Raw genomic sequence first — 16,410 nt, forward strand, 5'->3', positions numbered from 1 at the left:
TAAATTCATGAAGTTTAATAATCCAGAAATCAAACGTCTTGTTGACCAAAACTTATCGCCTGCCGATCTGGCGCGTGCCATGGATGAACTCCTGACACGTGAGAGAGAAAGTGTGGCCCATATGAAAAATGATTATGAAAGGCTTAAAGTCATTATCGACTTAATCCCCAATACTATTTCATGGGTCAATAGCGACATGACTTATTTTGGCGTCAACCGCGCTTTAGCAGACACATGCAATGTGACTCCGGATGATTTCATCGGAAAGACGATTGGTTTTTACACCAAAGAGCGCTTCTTCTACGAATTCGTCACAGAACTTTTCCGCTCAAAGAGCGATACGATTTACCGCGAGCTAGAGGCCCGCATTTCCGGTGTTGATCACACTTACCTGGTGACGGGAACAAAACTTGAAGACAAAGAAAAAGCAGTTGTCATTGGCGTTGATATCACTGAACTCTCAAAGCTAAAAGACCACGTCTCCTTCACGCAGAAGCTAGCTAATTTAGGGGAGATGTTCGCAGGAATTATTCACGATATTAATAATCCGCTCATGATGATTGAAGGCAATGTCAGACGAGCAAAAAAGAAAATAAATGATGATGAAGCATTGGAGCTTTTAACAAAAGTAGAAATGAGCTCACAAAAAATTTCCAAGATCGTGCAAGGGATTAAGGTTTACATCCGCCAGGACGGAACAGCTGAGCCACACGTAAAAGAAAACCTGGGAAAAATTGTCGATGATGCTTTAGTGATTTGTGAAAATAAACTCAAAGAACATATGGTCGCAGTGACTTTTGATCCAAAGATCAACCAAATGGAAGTCTCTTGCCATTTCACTCAAATCTTTCAGGTGTTCGTTAACCTGATTTCCAACGCGATAGATGCCATTTCCCACCTTCCAGAAAAATCTATTGAAATTACCGCCAGGGATCTTGGAGAGCGCATTCAGGTGCGTTTTATGGATTCTGGTAACGGGATTCCCAAAGAGATTCAGGAGAAGATGTTCAATGCCTTTTTCACCACGAAAGACCGCGGAGTGGGCTCAGGACTGGGATTGTCGTTGTGCCGAAAAATCCTTGAAGCACACGGTGGAAGTCTCACTATCGATGATAGCGCTCCTCACACAACATTTGTGGTTGAACTTAAGAAATAGTGGCTTCTTTATAAAGGAAAGCTTTCTTTCTCACGTTAAGAACTAAATCTTTAGCTCCAACAGATTTTTTAGCAGTCTTCTTTTTTGCCGCTGACTTTTCAGCGTGCATAGAAAGAATCGCTGAGCCGATTGCTTTTCCTAATAATGGCGGAACTGCATTTCCAATTTGTCTCCACTGAGCTGAGAGCGGTCCATGGAAAGTGAAGTCGTTTGGAAAACTCTGAAGGCTAGCTGCTTCTCTTTGAGTCAGGTAGCGGTTTTCAGTTGGGTGAAAGTAATTATGTCTGTGAGTCATGATCGTTGGGCTTGGCTTTTTTCTATCCAGACGTTGGTATTTCGTCTGTCTGAATCTATTTTCGCGAAGCTCTTTCCAGTTCACACCCAGTTTTAATTTTTTCTTTTTGAAATAAGCTTTTTCATCAGCTTCGTAACGAACACCTTTTCCTTCGGGAACGCAGGCAATGCGCTCAAGATCGATAGGCGACTTGATTTTAGCGGCTTCGATATCGTGGTTAAGGTATTTGCCGTTTGGAGCTTTAAGGTTTTTAAATGCTTCTCCAACTGTCATCACTTTGTTCGTCATTTGTGGGAACGTGATATGTTGGTGAACGCGTGAACCAATGATGATAGTGCGTCTTCTTCTTTCAGGAACACCGTAGTTTTCAGCTGACATCACTTGTACGTCAAGCGTGTATCCCATTTTGTTGAAGATGTTAAAAATTGATTGGATTGTTTTTTCGTTTTTCTTTGCCAGAAGACCCGTTACGTTTTCAATGACGACGTAAAGTGGGTTAGTGACCTTCACCACGCGGATGAATTCTTTAAAAAGCATATTTCTTTGGTCGTTCGGGTTGCCCAGACCGACTGTTGAAAAGCCCTGGCAAGGAGGCCCACCGACTACTGCGTGGATTTCCTGACCTTTTGTGAGCTCTCTGATTTTGGCCGCAGAAAGATCGACGATTGATCCACAATGAGCGTTGGCATAATGGTGATTGGCCTTGAAGGTTTCAATCGCATTTTTGTCCATGTCCACACCTAAAACACATTTCATCCCCGCTAATTCAAGCCCGCAAGAAAGCCCGCCGGCGCCAGAGAATAGGTCGATGAAATTCAAAGTAGGTGTTGTTTTTGTCATAGTATGACAATTATCTCGATTCCTGAGAGATTTTGTCAAAGATAAAATTAGGCCGCTTTCTTTTTTCTTGTACGGTTTGGAATGGTGAATTTCAGGCTGTCAAAAGATTGTTCCAGCTCAGGTGGAGCATAGAAGCGCTCGCGCTCTTCGTCCCATAGGAAATTGCGAGAGACGGGAGAGATTAGGAAGCTATAGTCTTTCATTCTCTGAACCATTTTTTGGGCGTGTGGCATCCAAAGCGAAAGGTCTCGCGAGAAGATAAAAACATTGATTTGGCGGGACTTCACGTGCTCTTTTAAGGCATTGATGAAGAGATTCAGGGTTTCTGGATCTAAACCGACTTCAGGCTCTTCCAGGAAGATGAATTGCCCTTCATAAAGCAGAGATTTCATCAATGAGCAGGCCTTCTTCATCTGCGCATTAGTTTGATCCGGGAGTTCATGAGGGAGTTCAATACTTTTATAAAGCGCCTCAAGAGCTCGGTTGCCTTGAGTGCCTAAAAAATCCTGGAACTGAACTTCTTTTGATTCAGTTAATGAATCCGGTGTGAAATCAATCAGGATATTTTGGTTTAACGTCATTTCCGGAATCAGACTTGCTTCGCGTGCGACGAACGAAAATTTATACGGAAGCGCCACCTTGTGGAACTTCAAAAACGAAAGGAACTCATTGAGCTTTGATGCTCCCTGGGCCTCTTCGTTTGGATAAGTGAATAAATAAATTTCGAAGTTTTCTTCGAAGTTGATCTTCGTCATCGTTGTCTCTTCGGAAAAGTCAGGGGCGAGCTTGAAAAAAAGAGTATCCGAGTTCCGTTGTCAGGATTCATTATTTCCACTGTTTAAAACAATGCCTAAAAATAAAAGTTTTCGGATATACTATTTTTATGAAGGAAAAGACCAGTTCCAAAACAGTTCTTATTGCGATGACCGGAGGAGTTGAGTCCACTGTGGCCGCGTACCTTCTTAAAAAGCAGGGCTATCGTTGCATTGGAATCGGACTTCAGCTTTTTGCTGACGGTGAAGAAGCGGGCCCGTTTGCCGATGTGGCCGTCCTTGATTTAAATAAGATCAAAGGTATTTGCAATTACCTCGACATTCCTTTTTACGCCGTTAATGCTGCTGATATTTTCACTGACAAGGTTTTAGACCCTTTAGTCGGGAGAGTTTTAAGCGGACAGACTTTTGAACCACTGGTGTTTTTAAATTCAGTGCTGCTTGATGTGCTTTTAGAAAAAGCAAAAAAATTCCAGACGACACTGGTGGCGACAGCTCACTATGCAAAGGTTTTAAAAAACCAAAAAACCGGAGCGTATGAACTTATGGTCGCCAACGACCTGGAGTTTGATCAGTCGTATTCATTGGCAAGATTAGAGCAAAAACACCTGGAGAATTTAATTCTTCCACTGTCTGAAATTAGAAAAAAAGAAGTCGAAAAAATCGGCGAACTCATCAAAGTCGATTTCATCCCAAGAATAAAAAGCAACTACAAACACATTATGCATGACCCGCGCATGGCAAAGTTAGTCGAGGCCCGCTCGTCTAAGGATTTAAGACGCACGGGAAATATCTATGACTATGTCTCTGATGCTTCCATTTGTGAGCACCAGGGGATTCACCACTATTACGTTGGTCAATCAGGACTGATTTTTGACAAAAAAAATGAAATCCAAATTGATCCCTTAAAACAAATTATCTCCATCGTGCCTTTTAAGGGAAACATCTTCATTGATTACCCAAAAAGATTAAAGCACCAGCAGATATTGGTTTCGGCGTTTCTTCCGGGAACTAACCTCGATATGTCACTGCCGATGTCTTGTTATGTGAAGATGTCGCCCAAAGGGGAAAAGATTCCATGCCGCCTGTTTTTTAAAAATAATGCTCAGGCATTAGTGGAATTTGATACTCCTCGAGAAGGTCTTCTGGTTCCTGGTCAGTTTTTGGTTTTCTACAATCGCGAACACGACAAAGGAAAAGTTGTGGGTTCAGGTTTAGTGGAAAATAGTGGGATGTTTGATGAATTCAATTACAACACACTTCCAGATAAAAAAGAGGAATCTGATGAAGATCAAGAAGAAACAAACCAAGGTCACGTCGTCAAATTGGGCTTCTAAGCTTTTATTTGGCGCTCTTATTTTCTCATCTGCCACTGCCTGGTCATTTGAGTATCAGGACTTCGAAAAGAAAGTTAAAAATCCTTATCAAGTGCGAAGCTTAGTTGAAAAAATGCCTCGCAAAGATATTGAAGAAAACCTGCGCTCGTTTTTATCGGCCGGAAGACCTTCGCGTTTAATCGGAACTGCAGGTCATAAAAAAGTTCAAGATTATCTCGAAGAAAAATTAAAAGCGGCCAATAACACAACTGCCACTTATAAACGCCAGGAGTTCACTCTTTCAGACGAGAGTGTTTCAAAAGAAAAAGGTGTGAATTTTATCTGGGAGAAAAAAGGTATAACAAAACCAGAAGAGGTGATTGTCCTCATGGCCAATTACGATACACTTTTAAAAGATCCCAAGACAGGAAAAGTGATTTTAAAAGGTGAGATGCCGGGCGCAGACAACAATGGCTCTGGAGTGTCGATGCTTTTATCAATGATGGAAATTTACAACAAGCTCGATCTTCCAAAAACTGTTGTCCTGGCTTTTTTAGATGCTGAAGAATTCGGGGCCCAGGGGTCAAAAGAATTTGTTAAATCCCTGAACTCGGAAATGAAGCTTGCTGGTTTTATTAATCTGACGATGCTTGGCCACGACAGCAGAACGACAGACACAGAAAAAAAATTGAACAATTTAAAACTCTACACCAGCGGGACAGAAGGGGATTCGGCCTTTGGAAAACTCATCACCAGATTGGGGGAAAGAGAGTACAGTTCGATTTCTTTTAAAGAAGAAAAGATCAACGACGGGACAAGCACCCTTGGCTTTCCGGCCACGTCCGAGAACCTTTGGGGAGCGGGGTTTGTAGGAATTACACTGACCCAGAACCGCCAAACGGACCTAAATCCCCGCTATATGACCGCTAATGACTTTGCGGAGACCTTGAATATAGCTACTTACACCAATGTGTTTAAGTACGTCACTTACGCCGTCCTCTCGTGGAATTATGACATAGTCAAATAACGGGCCTTGTGCTATAAAACCCCCCGTTATGAATAAACCTAAATCAGAAACATTGGTCATTGTCGGCATGAGCGGAGGCGTAGACTCCTCGGTGAGTGCGGCCCTTCTTAAAGAAGAAGGCTACAATGTCGTCGGTCTATTCATGAAAAACTGGGAAGAGTTTGATGAACACGGTGTATGCCAGTCATCAAAAGAATACGCAGACGTCGTTAAGGTTTGTGAGAAACTCGACATCCCATACTACTCGGTAGATTTTATCAAAGAATACAAAGAGCAAGTCTTCTCGCATTTTGTTGAAGAATACAAAATGGGCTTCACTCCTAATCCTGACATTCTTTGTAACCGCGAAATCAAGTTCAAAGTTTTCTTTGAAAAAGCAATGGAGCTTGGAGCAGACTTCCTGGCCACTGGTCACTACTGCCAAAGTCTAATGGTTGATGGTGAACAGCGCCTGGTTAAGGGTGCTGACCCTCTTAAAGATCAGTCTTATTTCCTCTACACAATTAAAAAAGAAATCTTAGAGAAAGTTCTTTTCCCTATCGGTCATATTCCAAAAACTGAGGTGAGAAGAATTGCCGCTAAATACGACCTGGCCACGAAAGAGAAAAAAGACTCGACTGGTATTTGTTTTATCGGTGAGAGAAATTTTAAAAATTTCCTTTCAAACTATGTGACGTTTGAAGATGGAAATTTTGAAACTTTAGATGGGACCATTGTCGGCCGCCACACGGGAGCCACTTATTACACTTTAGGACAGAGAAAAGGTCTGGGCCTTGGTGGACAAGGGGAGCCTTGGTTTGTGGTTGGAAAAGATATGAAGAGAAACGTGGTTATCGTTGAGCGCGGAGACCACCACCCACATATGTATGCTGACACTCTAACGGCGACGGATCTTTCGTTTGTTGGCGGAGTTTGGGATCGCCCACTGCCGTTTAAATGTACAGCGAAGGTGAGATACCGTCAGAAAGACCAGGCCTGTACTGTGACGAAAATTGAAGGCGACAGAATCTATGTCGAGTTCGACCAAGCTCAAAGGGCCATTACACCAAGACAGTCGGTGGTCTTTTATGATGGAGACATCTGTTTAGGGGGAGCGATGATTGAAGCTTCTGGACCTAGTTATTTTGAGATGAAAAAACCTTTAGCTATGCCGGAACTTACCAGTACTTCGGATCATTAAAATCCTTTTTCCCGCCCTCATCATCACCGCCTTTTTTAGCTTTCTCTTCAAAAGAAGGACAGTCCTTGCCCGTTGATTGTTTAACGAGGATATAAGGCATTGTCGCTGATTGGAATTGGTAGAGCTTGCATCCACGAGGGATCTTAGGGTCAAACGTAGAATAGTAGTGCTTACAGCGCATACAGGGGATTCGATGGTTGGTGTTTTCGTCCATAAAAACAAATCTCCACATGTCAGGGTTATCGACACCTACTATAAATCTTACATAAGGCCCAGATTTTTTAATAGTCCATTTTTGCACATGCTACGATTTGGGGGAAAGAAGGCAGGCAACTGTCTAGGCCTTTTAGATGTGGCTGATCTTTGGTCACCTAACAAGGTATAACGTGCTGAAATAACTTAGGATTTTTGGCACCCATAGTGCACTGTAAGTATTGGATTTAAAATAGGCTTTTTTAATTGAGGATCCTGCAACCCATGAAGACAACAACCCTAACCACAGAAACCGACAATCTAGTGCTCTTTCCATCGGCCAAGAACTTTCCGCTGGAAGAGAATCTGCAGGATCCGATGCTCGATCTATTAAATGAATACTCGCACATGACTGACGCCGATATCCCGAATCATTTAGATGACCGTTTTGAAAATGAACTAGAAGACGAAACATCGTTTGGAAGCTTAGAAGCTTTCATGAACCGCCACCAGTCTAATGACACACTTACTCCAGATGACAAACTTGTGAAGCTGATCAATGAGCGCATGGAGGCCATTGCTGAAGCTAAGCAAAGAATCAAATTTTACCTCGATGAAATTGAAATGTTCTTGCCTAGAAGACGCTAACTATTTATTCTATTCGCTCATCTTATGCGCGGGTGGCGAAATGGCAGACGCACTACCTTGAGGTGGTAGCGCCGCGAGGCGTGCTGGTTCAAGTCCAGTCCCGCGCACCACAATCATTCTAAAATAAATCTACAAAAATTTAAGCAGCTCAGTCTTTTTAAAAGAGTGACTGGACTTGAAGGAAGAGAGTGTTCACATGTCGAATGTGAGCAAGCGAACATTTGATATGTGATGGCAAAGCAGGAAGCTTTGACAAACGAGCGACCAGGGCCTGAAGAAAATGAACGTGATGTTCATTTTTGAGAAGGCCAAGTCCAGTCCCGCGCACCACGACTCACAAGACCAATTATTTCGGAGAAGTTAACGGTATTTTGTGAGAGAGGTTGTCAATTTTTGTATCAGGTAATTTTATAAGAGTTGATGAGTTAACTGCTCCGATGCAATCATTAGAGACTGCCTTCGCAGACCCCACGGTCAAGCCATTAAGAAATGCCCTTTCTTCTTTTAGCATTCCTTTACAATACTGCTTACATTCTCTTGTATTGCTACTTAATTCTATCGAAGGAATTTTTTTTACAAGAACTGTTCTAATTTCACTTGTCCCTTTTTTTGCACAACTGTCTTCACAGTATTTTAAATCAAATAATTTTCCGTTGGATCCAAACTCGGCGATTTGATCGTTCGTAACAGATTGGATCAGCTTTTCGGCAGAAGTTAAGTCTTTTCTGTCCCGAAAAAGTTGAAAGCTTTCTCGTAATTGGTTTCTATAAAACTCTTTTTGAGCAATCGTTATGTCATCACTAAAAGCACGAATAGAAGTTAGTGAAAAGTATATAATTAACAACATCTTTTTAGTCATAAACAGTCCTCCTAAAAGAAGTTTTCTCTTAAAGATTCCTGTTGATCGGTTTAATTAAATAAAAAACTTAAAATGTTCTGTTCAATGAGGTTAGAAAGTGTGTCAATCGGAAGCCTCTAACAATAACGAACGAAATTCTATAATATTACTTCTTCATTAGACTCTCATCACCGCAATAGGCTTCACCACGGTTTTTTTCAACACTCGAGTAGTTGTAATATAGACTTCCACCTGAGCTGTTATTTGGAGCTTTAATTGTGTCGACAATCTCATCAGCTACTTTTGGCCCAATCATTGTACAACCCTGGCTCAGGTAAAAAGGATAGGGATCAGTTCTTAAACTTGGTTTTGTATCATCGCTTGAGGCCACATCGTTGGTCACATCAGGAAACGAATGCATGACGACAGCTCTTGAGTATGAGCGGTCATTAACACCTTCTTGGAGACCGTGAAGTTTCATTGAAAATTTCCAGCGCTGTTTTGGATCTGATGAGCCGTTGATTCTTGAACCTGTGATAAAAAAACCGCGTGGAGAGGCATTAGACCCATCGAGGTTTGATGTTTCAACTGTTCCGGCGTCACTTTCAGGAACACCTTTTTTCCCGCCAGAGCCGTGAGATGTATAGTAGGTTTTTACTTTTCCCGTTTCTAAATCAAGAATGAACATGCGCGATTGGAAATAGCTTTTGTTCATATCGTTGATGGTGATGTATCTCTGGTTTTGAATTTTGATTCCTTTTTTTCTTGAAGGATCGCCGGCCGCATCGAAATTGACTCCGCGGTTTTTGTCATAAAAACACAGGGCCTGCTCGAGAGCAATCGGGTCACCACCTAGTTTTTTATAATTGTTTTTTAGTTGTTCACGAAGCTCGTCAGCATCGGTGTCATCTTTTTGTGAGAAGCCCACTTCTTTTTCTTCACCTTCTTCTGGCACTTCATCAAAGGTAGGGGAGGCACCCATTTGTGGTTGCTCTGGATAATCCGATGTCGGTCTGTCTCCTTGAGCTTCAGAGCAAACTTCTCCCGGAGGAGTCACACTTTCGTTAACAGTGCGAGTGATATCGAGACCCAAAAATGTTCTTAAACTGTCCCAGATTTGAGAGAGCATACCCGCTGAAGCGGTGTTAGAGTAAACAACAATAGAAAGAATAATTAGTATTTTTCTCATAGCTTCTTTAACACTCCACCTTGTCCGTCTTTTTCTACAACGGTCATATCCTGCGAGCAGAAAATTTCACCTTTTGTTGTGATGAGTTTGACGGTTAGCATGTTAGGGCGAATAACGGCTTCATTAATCATTTTCATAAAATCAAATGGAGGCGTTGTATTTTTTTTTAAAGAAAGAGTTTGAGTCTTAAGTTCTTTTCCTTCTTCATCTTTTAAAATAAATTGGGCCTTGGCAAAAGACTCTTTGCTAGTCACATTGAGCTTCGTAAAATTTCCGGCAGTCTCAGACCACAGTTTTAAAAGAGGAGCTTCATTTTTTCCAAACTGTCCGTTTAATTCGACGGATTTTTTGGCGCACACTTCTTCGCTGGCCCTAAGCTGAGCGCTTCCGAAGAGAAGAGCTACAAGAATTAAAAATTTCACTTTGACTCCCTTAGTGGTTTACACTATCTAGAGTAAGTCTTTTCGGATATTTTAGGTAAATCTAAACAAATTAAGATTTCACATTTCCGACTGTCGCAATCAGAAATAGGAGAGAGGCGTGAGTATTAGTGAACTTGTTATTACAGACACTTTGATTGGTGAAGGGCCTGAGCCTTCAAAGGGCGCTTTGGTTTTTGCACACTATGAAGGCTTCCTCGAAAACGGGACTAAGTTTGACTCTTCTCATGACAGGGGAAAGCCTTTTCAATTTGTTTTTGGTGTTGGTCGCGTGATTAAGGGCTGGGATCAAGGTCTTATTGGCATGAAGGTCGGAGGAAAGCGCACACTGCATGTGCCTGCACATCTGGCCTACGGCGACAGGCAGATTGGAGCTTTTATTACGCCGAACTCTAATCTTATTTTTCATATTGAACTTTTAGAAGTTCGCCCGAGAGAATAAACACCATTTTTAAACTATGAGTCAGCGAAAAGAAGTGTTTGTATAAGGGAAAATGATTGCCCTCAAATGGAGAGTTTCGTTATCCTTGAATGAATTAAACTTCAACCCAAGGAAGAAGCATGGACTCTAAGATCTCTCAAATCGAATTCAAAATGGCCGATGGTAAAGCAACGACGCTTTCTGCCTTCGGTGCCAAGGCCATCATGGTGGTCAACGTCGCTTCAAAATGCGGATTAACTCCACAGTATGAAGGATTAGAAAATCTTTATGAAAAATATAAGGACAAAGGTTTCTTAGTTGTTGGTTTTCCGGCCAATGAATTTGCCGGACAAGAGCCGGGGACAGATGAAGAAATTCAAAAATTCTGTGCGAGTACTTTTGGTGTAAAATTTCCAGTTGCCGCAAAACTTGTCGTGAAAGGTGAAGGACAGCACCCATTGTTTGAACTCTTAACAGAAGAAAAGCCAGTAGCGACAATGAAGGTCGGTGGAACTCTTGAAGCAAAACTTCGCGAGCACGGACTCTTAAACGGTAAGGCCGGCGACATCATGTGGAACTTTGAAAAGTTTTTATTGGATAAAAAAGGAAACGTCGTCAATCGTTTTGCTCCGGACATCACGCCAGATGACCCGGCCATCGCTCACGCAATAGAGAGTGCTTTAAAGTAATTATTTCTTTTTAGGCTCAAAGGAAATCTGGCGCAGGTAGTGGTTGTCATATCCTCCGGGATTTTTAACCAGGTATTTTTGGTGATACTCCTCTGCCCGCCAGAACTTTTTAGCTTCTGTGATCTCTGTCACCACTGGTTTTTTCCACGCCTTTGATTGATCCACTTTGTTTTTAAAGGCCAGCGCTTTTTTCATTTGCTCAGGCCCGTGAGTAAAGACAGCTGAGCGGTATTGGTTTCCTTCGTCGTTGCCCTGGCGGTTAAGAGTTGTCGGGTCGTGCATTTTAAAGAATTGATCCAGGAGAAATTCATAACTCACAACTTTTGGATCAAAGGTGATCTCAACACTTTCAGCGTGTCCTGTGTGACCATCGTGCATTTCATCGTATTTTGGATTAGATGTTTTTCCGCCGGTGTATCCAACTTCTGTTTTTTGTACTCCCGGGATTTTTCTGAAGAACTCTTCTGTTCCCCAAAAACATCCGGCCGCAAAAGTCGCGACTTCAGCATGAAGAGAAAAAGTGAAGATGAGTGAACTGAGTAGAATGATTTTTTTCATAACTTCATTCTACCCGAATTTATAAAAACAGATCAATTCGACAAGCGCTGGACTAGAGGCAACGCTCTACTATGAAGGAGTTAAGTATTCCACCTAAGTCCCAAAACATAAAACCGATATGGTTTTGATCAAGTACCTTGCCATCACTTAGGCCCCAATCACTATCTTCAAAGAGACGCCCATTGATCTCATTGATTAACTCGTCAGCATTGCCACTAAAACAGCTCTCTACGCTGTTTTCAGAATAGAGGAGCAGGTTCGACATGCTCTCGCCCTTTGCAAGTGTCACAACAGCGCCAGAGTCGTCTGAGATCTTGAGATTTGGTTCTTGTGCTTGAAGATTGAAACTAATAAGAAGCAAGGAGAGCAAAAGAGGTTTCATGTTTGATCCTTATAAAGAGTTTTATAAGGAATTACCGAATACCTTTTTCACGCAAACTTCGTCAAGAAGGATTTAATTAAGTTTGATATCCTGGCGTCTGACAGACCATATAAACCCATCAAACCAGAAGTGCATCAGCGATGTTAAAAGCCAGAAGGCAGCGACATACTCCATTTTTTGGGTGACCTGACGAAGGCCTGCAAAGATAAAAATCATAGGGATAATCAAGAGAAAGAAAATAAGAATTCCAACTCGGTGATCTTTCTTTTCCAGGCGAATACCGGCCTCTTCTTTTTTGACAGCAATTTCTGTCAGGTTTGATTTCTCGCTGGCGTAGACGATATAAATGTATTGAAGAGCATGATAGATGTTTCCAAAGAATACACCATCGGCAATCGTATAAAAGCATGAGATCAAAATAGTGGTCACACCAGTAACAGCAAAAAGAGCAAACTTCGCTTTAGAGTACTGGTAACCATTTTTAATGAGTTTATTATAAGAGTAGATATAAAACAGAGTGTATCCCACGCCTAAGAGAATAAGTGGAATGCGGGCCGAAGTGATCAGCCATCCATGTTGTTTAACCACCATGATAGGCATTTCTAAATACTCAACCAAAGCACCGTTAACTTGAGTGTCTGGAAGATAGGTGAGAAGAATAATGTTGGGAAGAAGGCCAGCGACAAAGGCCATCCCCATATCAAGCTTTCTTCCAGCGAGTGGGTCATTGCCTTTTTTCCCGTCATAAATTCTACCAAAGCCAAATGTCTGCATAAGTGAATGCCACTCGTCCCAGTAGACACCGATAATCCCCATCGATCCAAAAACAATGGGAGAAACCCACATGGCGATAAGAAGCATTAATGGGATGACGGTAAAGCGGTATTTATAGCGTTTAAAGACTGTGACATTTAAATGGCTTCTGGCAAAAACTAAAAGCACATGGGCGTGAGTTAAAACAGAGGCGGCCACGGTAAACCAGATAGGTGTCAGGTTGCTGTAGATATAATTTCCATCGCGGGGCTCGCAAATCAGAGCGACGATAACAAGAGCGATGAGCGGGCAAAGGATAATAAAAGCGATGTCGCTTTTATGGCCATGGATATACCAATTCTTTTTAGTAAGTTCAGTCATACAAAAAGGATAAATCAGAACCAAAATAAATCAAGTTTGGTCTGACTTTTCCTCAGGTCAGGAACTTTGTCGCTAAAACAATAAGCCCAAAAAATGTGGCAGAGTAAATCGGGTAGAGTCTTTCGCCTTTGTCATTTCCATGAAATTTTCCGGCAAGGAAAAAACCAAAAGCACCAGAGAAGCCGCCTGCGAGGGCACCAAGCATAAGTAGATTCATTTTTTCTTCCTGAAAAAAAGATTAGTCATTAAGGATTATAGAATAGAAGAATTTTTGGTGAGTTTAAAGCAGGAAAAATAAATTTAAGCTGGTGGGAATTTGTCAGTGACAAAAGCCCACCATTTAAAGTGCTCGGTTATTTACTCGCAAAGAGAATCGATATCTTCGAGCTTGCGGTCGAATTTTGGACGTTCACTAAAGAATTCTTTGATGAAATCATCATTTTGATTCATAGTGATTTTTGATTGATAGCTCTTTACACGCTCAATATAAAGTGGGTTTTTCTTAAGCTCACAATAGACTTCTTTAATAGTCGGTTTAATTTTTTCCCAAAGTTTAGGTTTCCAGAAGGCCGGTTTGTAAGACTCATCCATCTTTGGGTTGATGTAGTTTTTGATATCAAAAACACGCTTTGGATTTTTCTTCCATTGGCCGTTTTCTTTAATAAGATAAGGGTTTTCTCCATCACACATTGAAATGGCAAAAGTCATCCCTTGGTAGTTGGCCTCCAGGTCACCAAAAGAGAGAACTCCACCAAGTGTGTAACCAAGAATGTGGATCTCTTGTTTAAAGCCGGTGAAGACCGAATCTTTTTTGGCCGCTTCAGGACTCATTCCTTTATCTAAATTTTCTAAGTAACGGCGGTAGTAGTTTCGTCCAACCAGCGCAAAGTGCCCAAGTTTATCTGTTCCAATATAAACGCCGCCGACATTAATTGTTCTAGAGATAATTCCAAAATAAAAAGGAAAACCGGCATCCTTATAAATGGACTGATTGATGTATTCAAATTGAGAAAGTTCATCTCCAGGGTAGCGCTCGATGTCTGGAGATTTTTTCGCAAACTGGCTGATCTTACTAATTGAAAATTTTCCTACGATTCCCGTCATGACATCATCAGCGAGATCGCGGCAGGCGACTTCTTTATCTTTATTGTTGGCCTGGGCCAGGGCCTTCTCAAATTTATCGTCGATATAATTATTAATGTGGAGAGAAGATTCCGCCAGCACATGTGAGGCCGCGTGGAATTGGTCGGTTTCTAAGGCAAAGACAGATTGAGCAAAAAGCAGTGTAAGAATCGCCGTTTTTTTCATTTAATCCCCCAAGATTAGGGATTCAACTTACCATGGTCACTTTTGGATAATCCCTGGACCATGAAAATAATTCATAATCTTTGACGAGAGCTAAACACCACGATATTACAGGGGAAAATTTAGAGAAGGGGATTATAATGAAAAAGATCATGGGGCTTTTAGCACTTTTAACACTAACAACGGCCTTTGCTGGTGAAGTAAGACTTGTGAAAGTCAAAGAACTTGGAGTGATGAAAAACAAAGTTATCTTCCAAAGTTTAGACGTAAAAAAAGTAAAGAATTCAAATGTCGTGCGTGGAAAATTAGTAGCTCAATGGGGAACTCAGGTTTTTGAAGTGGTGACAGGTTACTATACTTGTAACACTAAAAACGTTTGTAAGTTAACTGACTACGAAAGAGTTGCAACTTATGAATCATGCAAAGTAAAAAACAACAAAGTGTCTTGTTCAAAGAAAATCGCTGGTGACTCATACGAGAGCGACTCTCGCGATGTGATTGTAAGCGGAAACCCTGATGAAGTGAGTGATGAGTTCGGTCACAACAGAACAGGTGAATACGATTCAGAATTCCCAGTTCGCATCCAAGACGAATACTCAGACATTTTCTAAGAGATTACATTGAAAATCATCTTTTCATTATTTCTATTATTATCTTTTCAGGCGATCGAAGCAAAAACGATCGCCGGAAAAGTTATCAGCATTCACGATGGCGATACACTGACATTTCTGCCAAGTGAAACTCCAACCAAAAAAGCGAAGCTTCGCCTGATGGGTGTCGATACTCCGGAAATTGATTTTAACGGCGCGACTCAAGGCGAGAGTGCAGAGATGGCCCGCGACTACTTAAAGAGTATGCTGCCACTTAATTCAACTATTCAAATTGAACTCTCTGACAAAAACATGGATTCCAATAACCGCTACCTCGGGCAAATTATCTATAATGGAGTGGATTTAAACCTGGAGATGTTAAAGGCGGGATGGGGCGCTCTTTATTTCATTTATCCATACGATAAAAAAATCTTTGTTAAATACAGTGAAGCCGCTCTCATCGCTTCAGAAAACAAAGTGGGGATTTACTCTGATAAATTCTCTCACAACCCGCTTCCTTATATCTTCCGTCAGGAAGGCAAGGGAGTTCCGGGAACTAATATGATTGGGAACTTTAAGACGAAAAAACTTTTTGCGCCTGAAGATATCGATTCAGTTCCTCATTACAACCGTGTTTTCTTCTCGAATGAAAGTTCTGCTTTTGGACAGGGATTTAGCTGGTAAAAAAAAACTTACGCCGTGACAATCAGAGGCCTGTGCTTCGTGATAATCATCGTGTGCTCATATTGAGCAGCGATGTTTCCTTCTTCACAGTAGAGTGTCCAGCCATCACTTGATTCTTCAACCCAGTTTGATTTCGTCGATAAAAACGGCTCAATCGTAATAACCTGCCCCTCATGAAGAGTGCGGCGGTCATCCGGGTCGTAGTAGCTGGCAATAAAGCCTGGTTCTTCGTGAAGGGCGCGGCCGACACCGTGTGAACCAAGGTTTTCGATAATTTTTAACTTATGTTTGCGCGCGACTTTTTCAATGGCCTTCCCGATAAGGTTTAAAGGTGCACCTGCGCGTGCGACTTCCATGGCCGCATTGAGTGCTTCTCTTGTCGCTTTCATTACACGTTTTTGATCGGCGCTCGATTGCCCTAGGACAAATGATCCACCTGTGTCAGCAAAGTAGCCGTCCTTTTCAGCAGAGACATCGATATTGATGATGTCGCCGTCTTTTAAAGCGCGCTCTCCGGGAATACCGTGAGCAATTTCCTCATTGACTGAAATACAAGTCGCGCCTGGAAATTTATAAGTGATAAGGGGAGCAGAGTTGGCCCCGTGATCGACTAAATACTTCGCTCCGATATCATCAAGCTCTTTTGTCGTCATTCCCACTTTAGCTTCACTCATCATAAGCTTTAGGGCATCGGCCACAATTTTTCCGATCACTTTTAATTTTTCAATGTCTTCTTTGGTTTCAATCGTCATG

At 41.8% G+C, this 16,410-nt stretch carries 21 protein-coding genes and 1 tRNA gene; 10 read left to right on the forward strand and 12 right to left on the reverse strand.

Annotated elements, in window-relative coordinates; translation table 11 throughout:
• The first annotated feature begins 7 nt into the window (after window positions 1-7).
• Window positions 8-1,156, forward strand: a complete 1,149-nt coding sequence (locus tag AC6JA8_RS09115) for a sensor histidine kinase (RefSeq protein WP_497976783.1) — start codon at window positions 8-10, stop codon at window positions 1,154-1,156.
• On the opposite strand, the gene AC6JA8_RS09120 is transcribed toward AC6JA8_RS09115, so the two are convergent.
• Both AC6JA8_RS09120 and AC6JA8_RS09125 read right to left on the reverse strand, forming a co-directional pair.
• Window positions 1,146-2,291 (reverse strand): DNA cytosine methyltransferase, encoded by a 1,146-nt coding sequence (locus tag AC6JA8_RS09120; protein WP_497976784.1) that lies wholly within the window; start codon window positions 2,289-2,291, stop codon window positions 1,146-1,148. The genes AC6JA8_RS09115 and AC6JA8_RS09120 overlap by 11 nt on opposite strands.
• A gap of 47 nt (window positions 2,292-2,338) precedes the next feature.
• Window positions 2,339-3,046, reverse strand: a complete 708-nt coding sequence (locus AC6JA8_RS09125; RefSeq protein ID WP_497976785.1) for a hypothetical protein — start codon at window positions 3,044-3,046, stop codon at window positions 2,339-2,341.
• Window positions 3,047-3,174: 128 nt separating this feature from the next.
• Here AC6JA8_RS09125 and AC6JA8_RS09130 point away from each other — a divergent pair, with 128 nt between their 5' ends.
• The 3 genes from AC6JA8_RS09130 to mnmA are packed head-to-tail and all read left to right on the forward strand — an operon-like array spanning window position 3,175 to window position 6,587.
• Complete coding sequence (locus tag AC6JA8_RS09130) at window positions 3,175-4,401, forward strand: aminomethyltransferase beta-barrel domain-containing protein (RefSeq protein WP_497976786.1); 1,227 nt, start codon at window positions 3,175-3,177, stop codon at window positions 4,399-4,401.
• The gene (locus tag AC6JA8_RS09135) at window positions 4,349-5,407 is read left to right on the forward strand and encodes a M28 family metallopeptidase (protein WP_497976787.1); all 1,059 of its coding nucleotides are present in this window, start codon (window positions 4,349-4,351) and stop codon (window positions 5,405-5,407) included. Before AC6JA8_RS09130 ends, AC6JA8_RS09135 begins: the two co-directional genes overlap by 53 nt.
• Window positions 5,408-5,435: 28 nt before the next feature.
• Window positions 5,436-6,587 carry a tRNA 2-thiouridine(34) synthase MnmA gene (mnmA, locus tag AC6JA8_RS09140; protein WP_497976788.1) on the forward strand — a complete coding sequence of 384 codons (1,152 nt, stop codon included), beginning with the start codon at window positions 5,436-5,438 and terminating at the stop codon, window positions 6,585-6,587.
• On the opposite strand, the gene AC6JA8_RS09145 is transcribed toward mnmA, so the two are convergent.
• A complete protein-coding gene (locus tag AC6JA8_RS09145; RefSeq protein ID WP_185902991.1) occupies window positions 6,565-6,801 on the reverse strand; it encodes a uracil-DNA glycosylase in 237 nt (78 codons plus the stop codon). The genes mnmA and AC6JA8_RS09145 overlap by 23 nt on opposite strands.
• 263 nt (window positions 6,802-7,064) lie before the next feature.
• Between AC6JA8_RS09145 and AC6JA8_RS09150 the strand changes: the two genes are divergently transcribed.
• The gene (locus AC6JA8_RS09150) at window positions 7,065-7,427 is read left to right on the forward strand and encodes a hypothetical protein (protein WP_102243525.1); all 363 of its coding nucleotides are present in this window, start codon (window positions 7,065-7,067) and stop codon (window positions 7,425-7,427) included.
• A 26-nt stretch (window positions 7,428-7,453) separates the two neighbouring features.
• Window positions 7,454-7,537, forward strand: a tRNA-Leu gene (locus AC6JA8_RS09155).
• Window positions 7,538-7,773: 236 nt separating this feature from the next.
• Here the strand turns inward: AC6JA8_RS09155 and AC6JA8_RS09160 are convergent.
• The 3 genes from AC6JA8_RS09160 to AC6JA8_RS09170 all read right to left on the reverse strand — a co-directional run bounded on the left by AC6JA8_RS09160 (window position 7,774) and on the right by AC6JA8_RS09170 (window position 9,876).
• The gene (locus AC6JA8_RS09160; protein WP_497976789.1) at window positions 7,774-8,286 is read right to left on the reverse strand and encodes a hypothetical protein; all 513 of its coding nucleotides are present in this window, start codon (window positions 8,284-8,286) and stop codon (window positions 7,774-7,776) included.
• Between the two features lie 145 nt (window positions 8,287-8,431).
• The gene (locus AC6JA8_RS09165; protein WP_497976790.1) at window positions 8,432-9,454 is read right to left on the reverse strand and encodes a murein L,D-transpeptidase catalytic domain-containing protein; all 1,023 of its coding nucleotides are present in this window, start codon (window positions 9,452-9,454) and stop codon (window positions 8,432-8,434) included.
• On the reverse strand, window positions 9,451-9,876 hold the full coding sequence (locus AC6JA8_RS09170) for a hypothetical protein (RefSeq protein WP_497976791.1): 426 nt from the start codon (window positions 9,874-9,876) through the stop codon (window positions 9,451-9,453). The genes AC6JA8_RS09165 and AC6JA8_RS09170 overlap by 4 nt, the downstream gene beginning before the upstream one ends.
• 124 nt (window positions 9,877-10,000) lie before the next feature.
• On the opposite strand from AC6JA8_RS09170, the gene AC6JA8_RS09175 reads away from it, so the two are divergent.
• Both AC6JA8_RS09175 and AC6JA8_RS09180 read left to right on the forward strand, forming a co-directional pair.
• Window positions 10,001-10,336, forward strand: a complete 336-nt coding sequence (locus AC6JA8_RS09175; protein WP_497976879.1) for an FKBP-type peptidyl-prolyl cis-trans isomerase — start codon at window positions 10,001-10,003, stop codon at window positions 10,334-10,336.
• Window positions 10,337-10,455: 119 nt separating this feature from the next.
• Window positions 10,456-11,004: a glutathione peroxidase gene (locus tag AC6JA8_RS09180; protein WP_497976792.1), complete on the forward strand. Its 549-nt coding sequence runs from the start codon at window positions 10,456-10,458 to the stop codon at window positions 11,002-11,004.
• Here AC6JA8_RS09180 and msrA read toward each other — a convergent pair whose 3' ends face one another.
• The 5 genes from msrA to AC6JA8_RS09205 form a co-directional block, all read right to left on the reverse strand.
• Entirely contained in the window at window positions 11,005-11,562 is a 558-nt protein-coding gene (gene msrA / locus AC6JA8_RS09185) for a peptide-methionine (S)-S-oxide reductase MsrA (protein ID WP_497976793.1), read from the reverse strand.
• A 52-nt stretch (window positions 11,563-11,614) separates the two neighbouring features.
• Window positions 11,615-11,944, reverse strand: coding sequence for a hypothetical protein (locus AC6JA8_RS09190; protein WP_497976794.1), 330 nt, complete (start codon window positions 11,942-11,944; stop codon window positions 11,615-11,617).
• Between the two features lie 72 nt (window positions 11,945-12,016).
• Window positions 12,017-13,078: a hypothetical protein gene (locus AC6JA8_RS09195; protein ID WP_497976795.1), complete on the reverse strand. Its 1,062-nt coding sequence runs from the start codon at window positions 13,076-13,078 to the stop codon at window positions 12,017-12,019.
• Window positions 13,079-13,130: 52 nt separating this feature from the next.
• Complete coding sequence (locus tag AC6JA8_RS09200) at window positions 13,131-13,295, reverse strand: hypothetical protein (RefSeq protein WP_497976796.1); 165 nt, start codon at window positions 13,293-13,295, stop codon at window positions 13,131-13,133.
• Window positions 13,296-13,435: 140 nt separating this feature from the next.
• A complete protein-coding gene (locus AC6JA8_RS09205; RefSeq protein WP_497976797.1) occupies window positions 13,436-14,386 on the reverse strand; it encodes a hypothetical protein in 951 nt (316 codons plus the stop codon).
• A gap of 137 nt (window positions 14,387-14,523) precedes the next feature.
• Between AC6JA8_RS09205 and AC6JA8_RS09210 the strand changes: the two genes are divergently transcribed.
• Together AC6JA8_RS09210 and AC6JA8_RS09215 are read left to right on the forward strand one after the other, a co-directional pair.
• Entirely contained in the window at window positions 14,524-14,994 is a 471-nt protein-coding gene (locus tag AC6JA8_RS09210; RefSeq protein ID WP_497976798.1) for a hypothetical protein, read from the forward strand.
• Window positions 14,995-15,003: 9 nt separating this feature from the next.
• Window positions 15,004-15,657, forward strand: coding sequence for a thermonuclease family protein (locus AC6JA8_RS09215; protein WP_497976799.1), 654 nt, complete (start codon window positions 15,004-15,006; stop codon window positions 15,655-15,657).
• Between the two features lie 8 nt (window positions 15,658-15,665).
• Here the strand turns inward: AC6JA8_RS09215 and map are convergent, their stop codons facing one another.
• Complete coding sequence (gene map, locus AC6JA8_RS09220; RefSeq protein WP_497976800.1) at window positions 15,666-16,409, reverse strand: type I methionyl aminopeptidase; 744 nt, start codon at window positions 16,407-16,409, stop codon at window positions 15,666-15,668.
• Window position 16,410: the final 1 nt, after the last annotated feature.

The sequence above is a fragment of the Bacteriovorax sp. HI3 genome, assembly GCF_059738875.1.

Excerpts from the sequence above, each read along its gene's own strand:
- AC6JA8_RS09195 (WP_497976795.1), bottom strand. The coding sequence starts at position 13,078 with ATGACTGAACTTACTAAAAAGAATTGGTATATCCATGGCCATAAAAGC.
- AC6JA8_RS09120 (WP_497976784.1), bottom strand. The coding sequence starts at position 2,291 with ATGACAAAAACAACACCTACTTTGAATTTCATCGACCTATTCTCTGGC.
- map (WP_497976800.1), bottom strand. The coding sequence starts at position 16,409 with ATGACGATTGAAACCAAAGAAGACATTGAAAAATTAAAAGTGATCGGA.
- mnmA (WP_497976788.1), top strand. The coding sequence starts at position 5,436 with ATGAATAAACCTAAATCAGAAACATTGGTCATTGTCGGCATGAGCGGA.
- AC6JA8_RS09180 (WP_497976792.1), top strand. The coding sequence starts at position 10,456 with ATGGACTCTAAGATCTCTCAAATCGAATTCAAAATGGCCGATGGTAAA.
- AC6JA8_RS09150 (WP_102243525.1), top strand. The coding sequence starts at position 7,065 with ATGAAGACAACAACCCTAACCACAGAAACCGACAATCTAGTGCTCTTT.
- AC6JA8_RS09210 (WP_497976798.1), top strand. The coding sequence starts at position 14,524 with ATGAAAAAGATCATGGGGCTTTTAGCACTTTTAACACTAACAACGGCC.
- AC6JA8_RS09200 (WP_497976796.1), bottom strand. The coding sequence starts at position 13,295 with ATGAATCTACTTATGCTTGGTGCCCTCGCAGGCGGCTTCTCTGGTGCT.
- AC6JA8_RS09125 (WP_497976785.1), bottom strand. The coding sequence starts at position 3,046 with ATGACGAAGATCAACTTCGAAGAAAACTTCGAAATTTATTTATTCACT.
- msrA (WP_497976793.1), bottom strand. The coding sequence starts at position 11,562 with ATGAAAAAAATCATTCTACTCAGTTCACTCATCTTCACTTTTTCTCTT.
- AC6JA8_RS09165 (WP_497976790.1), bottom strand. The coding sequence starts at position 9,454 with ATGAGAAAAATACTAATTATTCTTTCTATTGTTGTTTACTCTAACACC.
- AC6JA8_RS09205 (WP_497976797.1), bottom strand. The coding sequence starts at position 14,386 with ATGAAAAAAACGGCGATTCTTACACTGCTTTTTGCTCAATCTGTCTTT.
- AC6JA8_RS09130 (WP_497976786.1), top strand. The coding sequence starts at position 3,175 with ATGAAGGAAAAGACCAGTTCCAAAACAGTTCTTATTGCGATGACCGGA.
- AC6JA8_RS09115 (WP_497976783.1), top strand. The coding sequence starts at position 8 with ATGAAGTTTAATAATCCAGAAATCAAACGTCTTGTTGACCAAAACTTA.
- AC6JA8_RS09190 (WP_497976794.1), bottom strand. The coding sequence starts at position 11,944 with ATGAAACCTCTTTTGCTCTCCTTGCTTCTTATTAGTTTCAATCTTCAA.
- AC6JA8_RS09135 (WP_497976787.1), top strand. The coding sequence starts at position 4,349 with ATGAAGATCAAGAAGAAACAAACCAAGGTCACGTCGTCAAATTGGGCT.
- AC6JA8_RS09160 (WP_497976789.1), bottom strand. The coding sequence starts at position 8,286 with ATGACTAAAAAGATGTTGTTAATTATATACTTTTCACTAACTTCTATT.
- AC6JA8_RS09145 (WP_185902991.1), bottom strand. The coding sequence starts at position 6,801 with ATGGACGAAAACACCAACCATCGAATCCCCTGTATGCGCTGTAAGCAC.